At 61.4% G+C, this 2,811-nt stretch carries 4 protein-coding genes; 1 reads left to right on the forward strand and 3 read right to left on the reverse strand.

Translation table 11 applies throughout. The features are described 5' to 3' along the window. From HX846_RS20375 to HX846_RS20385, 3 genes are all read right to left on the reverse strand, one after another. Window positions 1-319 (reverse strand): 2-dehydro-3-deoxygalactonokinase (locus HX846_RS20375; RefSeq protein ID WP_178965986.1); only part of this gene is annotated, 319 nt, incomplete at its 3' end. A gap of 102 nt (window positions 320-421) precedes the next feature. Continuing rightward, window positions 422-748: a DOPA 4,5-dioxygenase family protein gene (locus HX846_RS20380; RefSeq protein ID WP_003213639.1), complete on the reverse strand. Its 327-nt coding sequence runs from the start codon at window positions 746-748 to the stop codon at window positions 422-424. Between the two features lie 31 nt (window positions 749-779). Then, window positions 780-1,730: a LysR family transcriptional regulator gene (locus HX846_RS20385; protein WP_008439576.1), complete on the reverse strand. Its 951-nt coding sequence runs from the start codon at window positions 1,728-1,730 to the stop codon at window positions 780-782. A gap of 103 nt (window positions 1,731-1,833) precedes the next feature. On the opposite strand from HX846_RS20385, the gene betC reads away from it, so the two are divergent. Continuing rightward, window positions 1,834-2,811: choline-sulfatase (gene betC / locus HX846_RS20390; RefSeq protein ID WP_178965987.1), on the forward strand; the 978-nt coding region annotated here is incomplete at its 3' end.

Consider the following 2,811-nt stretch of genomic DNA (forward strand, 5'->3'; position numbering starts at 1 on the left):
GCAGCGGCTGGCCGAGGGTAGAGTCGTCGGGCGGGGTGTCGCTGTAAGGCGCTTCGCTCCTGCCCTGGGCGCTGCCGACCATGCCGCAGGCGATAACGGGAAGGTCGGGCTGGGTGTCGAGCCAGTCACCGCAGGCTGCGTCGAATGCCAGCTCGAACCCGTTGCTGCAGCGAACACCGGCTATTTCCCGGGCTTCAGTCGGCAGGTGCATGATCCCCGACGCCAAGGTGCGCCGTTCGATCACGACGCCTGCCGGGCCGAGCTTGTAAGCACGAAGGGAACTGGTTCCCCAATCGAGCGCGATCAATTGCGCCTGCATCGCTTCACCTGAGTGTTCTGAGCGGATGAGGCGAATATAAACCCAAGACCGGCAAAGTCTCAATATATAAATATCAGTCCCATATATAGGGAAATTGCAGGCTTAAAATATTGACAGATCCAGCGTGCGCATCGCCCCCATCCAGATCGCGTGTTCGGTGTGGTCCTTGAGGTCATCACCGGTGGTCGGGTGCAGGAACACCACCAGGCCGTTGCGGTTGAGGGCCAGCCAAGGCAGCACGACGCCGATGTATTCAGGTTCGAATGCCAGCTGGCAGCTCCAGTCCGGGTGCGGGCCCACCGGGCGTTCATGCACGCGGCCCATGCGCAGCGGAAACAATTGCGCGGCGTCTTCGCAGAGTTTGCGCGCCTGGTCGATGGTGTTGGCGTCGAAATAGATATGGGCGTGGTAGCCCTTGATACGTTGCATGACAGGCTCCGGGCTCATTGATCGGCAAATCCTAGACCGCAATGGACGGCAGGGCCAGACCGGTCAGCGATTGTGCGCTGCTGGCCTGTTCGGTCATCAACCAGTCGACGAAACGCTCGATCAACTGGCTGCGGCGTTTGCGCTGGGGCAGCACCACGTAATAGCCGAAGCGCGAGATCACCGTGTCGCCAATCGGCCGGCACAGCCATTTTTGCTCCAGCAGGTTATCCACAAGGTGACGCCAGCCGATGGCCACGCCCTGGCCCGCGATCGCGGCCTGGATCAACAGCGTGTAATTGTCGAAACGCAGTTGGCCCGGGGTGGGCGCGGTGGTGATGCCCAGTTCGCGAAACACCCCGCTCCAGTCGAACCACTGGTTGTTGTTTTGCTGGCGCAGGTGCAGCAAGGGGAACTCCAGCAGGCTCTGCACCGACAGTGGCGCGACTCGGTCCTGGAGTAGCTGCGGGCTGCACACCGGGAACACTTCCTCGTTGAACAGCCACAGGCTGTCGCCCTGTTTGAAGCGGCCGTCACCGAACAGCACCGCTACGTCGATATCGCTGCGCAACGTGGCGTGGTTACGCTCGCTGGTGACCAGGCTCACGTCCACCTGCGGGTTGGCTTCATGGAAACGATGCAGGCGTGGCATCAGCCAATACGCGGCGAAGGCAAAGTCGGTCGCCACCTGCAGGACTTCATGCTGGTCCTGCTCGGCAATCGCGCTCAGGCCCTGGTTGATGCTCTGCAAACCGGCCTGTACCTGCTCGAATAACAAGGCGCCCGCGTCGGTCAGCTCGATGCCACGGTAGATGCGATCAAACAGGCGCACCTTCAGCTGTTCTTCCAGGCGCTTGATCTGCTGGCTGATGGCCGGCTGGGTGGTGCCCAACTCCATCGCCGCTGCCGTAAAGCTGCGTTGGCGCGCTGCGGATTCAAAGGCACGCAGCAGGTCGAGTGACAGGTGACCGAGGGATTCATACATAAGCTGGGCTTATCCTAGACATTGCTTCTCATGGGCTTTACCACGATTTCCATGGCCTGCATGCTCATTCGCATAAACATCGACTATGGAATGCCGCGAAACCATGAAGCGCAAGAACATTCTTTTTATCATGGCCGATCAAATGGCCGCGCCGATGCTTCCGTTCTACGGTCCTTCGCCTATCAAACTGCCAAACTTGAGTCGCCTCGCCGCTGAGGGCGTGGTGTTCGACGCCGCTTACTGCAACAGTCCGCTGTGTGCGCCATCGCGCTTTACCCTGGTGAGTGGGCAGTTGCCGAGCAAGATCGGCGCCTACGACAACGCGGCCGATTTCCCCGCCGACGTGCCGACCTATGCCCACTACCTGCGCCGCCTCGGCTACCGCACCGCGCTGTCGGGCAAGATGCATTTTTGCGGCCCCGACCAGCTCCACGGCTATGAAGAACGCCTGACCAGTGACATCTACCCGGCCGACTATGGCTGGGCCGTGAACTGGGATGAGCCGGACGTGCGCCCCTCCTGGTACCACAACATGGCGTCGGTGCTGCAGGCCGGGCCGTGCGTGCGCACCAACCAGCTGGATTTCGACGAAGAGGTAGTGTTCAAGGCCCAGCAGTACCTGTTCGACCATATCCGCGAAGATGGCGACCAGCCGTTCTGCCTGACCGTGTCGATGACGCACCCACACGACCCTTACACCATTCCCAAACCGTTCTGGGACCTGTACGACGACAACGACATCCCGCTGCCTGCAACACCGCCACAGGCTGACCTCGACCCTCACTCCCAGCGCCTGCTCAAGGTCTATGACCTGTGGGACAAGCCGCTGCCGCTGAACAAGATCCGCGATGCACGCCGCGCCTACTTCGGCGCGTGCAGCTACATTGACAGTAACGTCGGCAAGCTCCTGCAAACCCTGGAAGACACGGGCCTGGCCGATGACACCATCATCATCTTCTCCGGCGACCACGGCGACATGCTCGGCGAGCGCGGGCTCTGGTACAAAATGCACTGGTTTGAAATGGCCGCCCGCGTGCCGCTGCTGATCAGCGCGCCGGGGCAGTTTGCCGCCGGCCGGGTG

Source organism: Pseudomonas sp. K5002 (assembly GCF_013386655.1).
Taxonomy (GTDB): Bacteria; Pseudomonadota; Gammaproteobacteria; order Pseudomonadales; family Pseudomonadaceae; genus Aquipseudomonas.